The sequence below is a fragment of the Burkholderia sp. E168m23 genome (genome assembly GCF_016586125.1).
Lineage (GTDB): Bacteria > Pseudomonadota > Gammaproteobacteria > Burkholderiales > Burkholderiaceae > Burkholderia > Burkholderia orbicola.
Genome location: NZ_BCPP01000833.1, coordinates 1 through 3244 on the forward strand (window position 1 = coordinate 1; position 3244 = coordinate 3244).

Consider the following 3244-nt stretch of genomic DNA (forward strand, 5'->3'; position numbering starts at 1 on the left):
ACCCTCGCGGCCGACCGCCGAAAGCGGGCCACGCGGAAATGTTTCTTTTTGAGACACAATCACAAAACGACACCAATTTTTAGACAACAATATTTCGTAATAGCGCGCCGCATCATATACTTGCCGCGCACCATCCTCGTGCCAAGAGACGGTGTCTTTCGTCCCGGCTGCACACACTGTGCGGCCGGGGCTTTTTTCGATACGCTGCGCCTATATACATGCTTAATGTACGCATGTTATTGAGGGATACCGCCCGATCGATGGACGATCGCGACAAGCGACGGCCGCATCGATAGGCATCCGAAACCGGCGCGCGAGCCGCCTGGCCCGACTCGGGCATGCGGCGTGCGTGCCGCTGGTGTATCGACCGGTTCGACTTGCCACCTCATGCGTATAACACCAAAGGCAATCGCGGGGCTGCGGGCGCTCACGCCCGGCTCGACACTCCTCTTCCACCGCAGCGGCGCGTGGCCGCGCGTCATGTTTCTCGCCGCCGTGATCATTTGCGTGCTCGTGCCCGCGTTCGCGATCGTACTGGCCGACCGCTACGCACGCGATGCCGTCACAGCGAACGAGCGCGCCGTGGCAAACGACATCGTGGCTTCGGTGGACCGCATCCTGGACGGCGTGCGCCTCCGACACGCGGACGAGCTGAGCGCGCTCGTCGGGCGGCCATGCGCGACGGTGTTCCGGACACTCGCCGAAGTGGGCACTCGCCTGCGCTATCTGCGTGCGGTCGGGCTGGTGAGCGACGGCCGCCTCATGTGCTCGTCGGCGCTCGGTTCGATCGACCTGCCGCTCACCGCGTATGCGCGCGAGCCGGAACCGGGCTCGATGGCCGTCACGCTGCTCCGCCAGACGCCGTTCCAGCATGGCATTCCGGTGCTGTCCGTATTCCGATCCACCGCGCGCGGCGCGGGCGTCCTGTATGTGATCGAGAGCGACTACGTGGCCGACGCACTCGCCCACGGCACCGGCAACGGGGCGGAAACGGCCACGCTGTCGATCGCGGGTGCAGGTCGTCTCGATCAGCACGGGAAGTTCTCGCCGGAAACGGAAGCGGCCCCCGCAGGCGGCAGCACGATCGCTTCGCAGCGCTGGCCGTTCACGGTGTCGGTCATCGCATCGGCGCGCTACGCGTCACAGGTCCAGCGCCATTACCGGCTGATCTGCGCGACGATCGTGCTGCTCGCCGACAGCCTCGTGATGGCCGCCTACCTGCTCGCGATGGCACCACGGCGGCTGTTGCTGAAAGCCGTGCGCCACGCGCTCAGGCGCGACGAGTTCCATGTGGTGTATCAGCCGATCGTCGACGTGCAGACGCGCAGGACGGTCGGCGTCGAGGCGCTGCTGCGCTGGCACCATCCGAAGTGGGGGGCCATCAGCCCGGCCGTGTTCATCCCGCAGGTGGAATCGAGCACGGTGCTGCCGAAGGTCACCGAGTTCGTGCTGCGCACGGCGGTCGCCGAGCTGACCGCGCTGACGCCGTCCGCGCCGCTGCGCATTGCCGTGAACATTGCGCCGCAGGATCTCGAGCGCGGGCGGTTCGTGACCGACGTCGAGGCAGCGATCCGCGCGCTGCCGCCCGGCTTCACGCTGGTGCTCGAAGTCACCGAGCGCATCCTGCTCGAGAAAAACGCGCGCACCACCGAGATCTTCCATGCATTGCGATCGAAAGGCGCGAAATTCGCGATCGACGATTTCGGCACGCATCACAGCAATCTCGACATGCTGTCGCGCTTTCCGTTCGACTACGTGAAGATCGATCGACAGTTCGTGTCGCAACTGGACAGCGGCAGCTCGAGGCTGATCGAGGGAATCGCAGCCGTCGCGCATCACTACGGCCTGAAGATCATCGCGGAAGGCGTGGAAACCGAAGCGCAACATCGCGCGCTGCATGCGGTCGGGATCCAGTACGCGCAGGGCTACCTGTACCAGCGGCCGTTGCGCGCGGAGAACCTGCAGCGCGATTTCGCCGGGGCAACGGTGTAACGGCGCCGCCGACGGCGACTACTGCGCGCCGTATTGGCCGCCGAGGCGCACGCGGCCCTGCTCGACCCATCCTTCGAAGTCGTCGCCGGTCTTGCCGTTCACGTACATGATGTCGTACCAGCGCCCGTGCGACTTGTAGACGGTCACCGAATCGCCGGGGACGATGAAGGTGCGCTTCGTGATGCATTGCGCGTCGGGCGCCGAGTAGAAATACGCGCGGCCCATACCGATGACCGTGCCGGACGCCGGCGGCCGGAAGTTGTCGTCGGGGCCGTTCGTGGCCGCATCGAGCTTCCCGCAATCGACCGTGCTCTTCGCTTGCGCGCCGTTCGCGCCCAGGCTCGCGCCGAGCACCAGCAACGCGATGCCCATGTGCATCATCATTTTCATCATTCGCCCTCTACGCCGTAGTGTTTTTTTCCGGTTTGCCGGTTCGCGGCCCGCATACGCTCGATCCTGCGCGACGGTCGTCACAGTCGTCACCTCGGCGCCGGCCGCGTCCAGATGATACGACGACCATCGAAATTCACGAAAACGGACCACCGTTCCGAATCATGTCCTATAGTCAGTCAGCAGACATCATTCGACAACGGGACGCATCGACGTCCACGGAGGAGACGTGAAGCTGAAACAGGCCATCGACCGCATTCCGGGCGGACTCATGCTGGTGCCGATGCTGCTGGGCGCGTGCGTGCACACGTTCGCACCGAACGCCGGCAAGTACTTCGGCTCGTTCACCAACGGTCTGATCGCGGGCACCGTGCCGATCCTCGCCGTCTGGTTCTTCTGCATGGGCGCGACGATCGACCTGCGCGCGACGGGTGTCGTGCTGCGCAAGTCGGGCACGCTGCTCGCGACGAAGATCGTGGTCGCGTGGCTCGCGACGGTGATCGCCGCGCGGTTCATCCCCGACGACGGCATCCGCACGGGCCTGTTCGCAGGCCTGTCGCTGCTCGCGATCACGACGTCGATGGACATGACCAACGGCGGCCTCTATGCGGCCGTGATGCAGCAATACGGCACCAACGAAGAGGCCGGCGCGTTCGTGCTGATGTCGATCGAATCGGGGCCGCTCGTCAGCATGCTGATTCTTGGTGCGGCCGGCGTCGCGGTGTTCGAGACGCGGCTCTTCGTCGGCGCGGTGCTGCCGTTTCTGATCGGTTTCGTGCTCGGCAATCTCGACGTGGAGTTGCGCGAATTGTTCGGCCGCTGCGTGCATCCGCTGATTCCGTTCTTCGGCTTCGCGCTCGGC

3 protein-coding genes are annotated in these 3244 nt (G+C 65.1%); 2 read left to right on the top strand and 1 reads right to left on the bottom strand.

The window, feature by feature from the left end; translation table 11 throughout:
- Window positions 1-387: 387 nt before the first annotated feature.
- Window positions 388-1992, top strand: a complete 1605-nt coding sequence (locus JMF90_RS30440; protein WP_011548618.1) for an EAL domain-containing protein — start codon at window positions 388-390, stop codon at window positions 1990-1992.
- Window positions 1993-2010: 18 nt separating this feature from the next.
- On the opposite strand, the gene JMF90_RS30445 is transcribed toward JMF90_RS30440, so the two are convergent.
- On the bottom strand, window positions 2011-2382 hold the full coding sequence (locus JMF90_RS30445) for an SH3 domain-containing protein (protein WP_011548619.1): 372 nt from the start codon (window positions 2380-2382) through the stop codon (window positions 2011-2013).
- A gap of 229 nt (window positions 2383-2611) precedes the next feature.
- Between JMF90_RS30445 and JMF90_RS30450 the strand changes: the two genes are divergently transcribed.
- Window positions 2612-3244, top strand: a 633-nt coding sequence (locus tag JMF90_RS30450) for a 2-keto-3-deoxygluconate permease (protein WP_201325833.1), incomplete at its 3' end; no start/stop codon positions are given.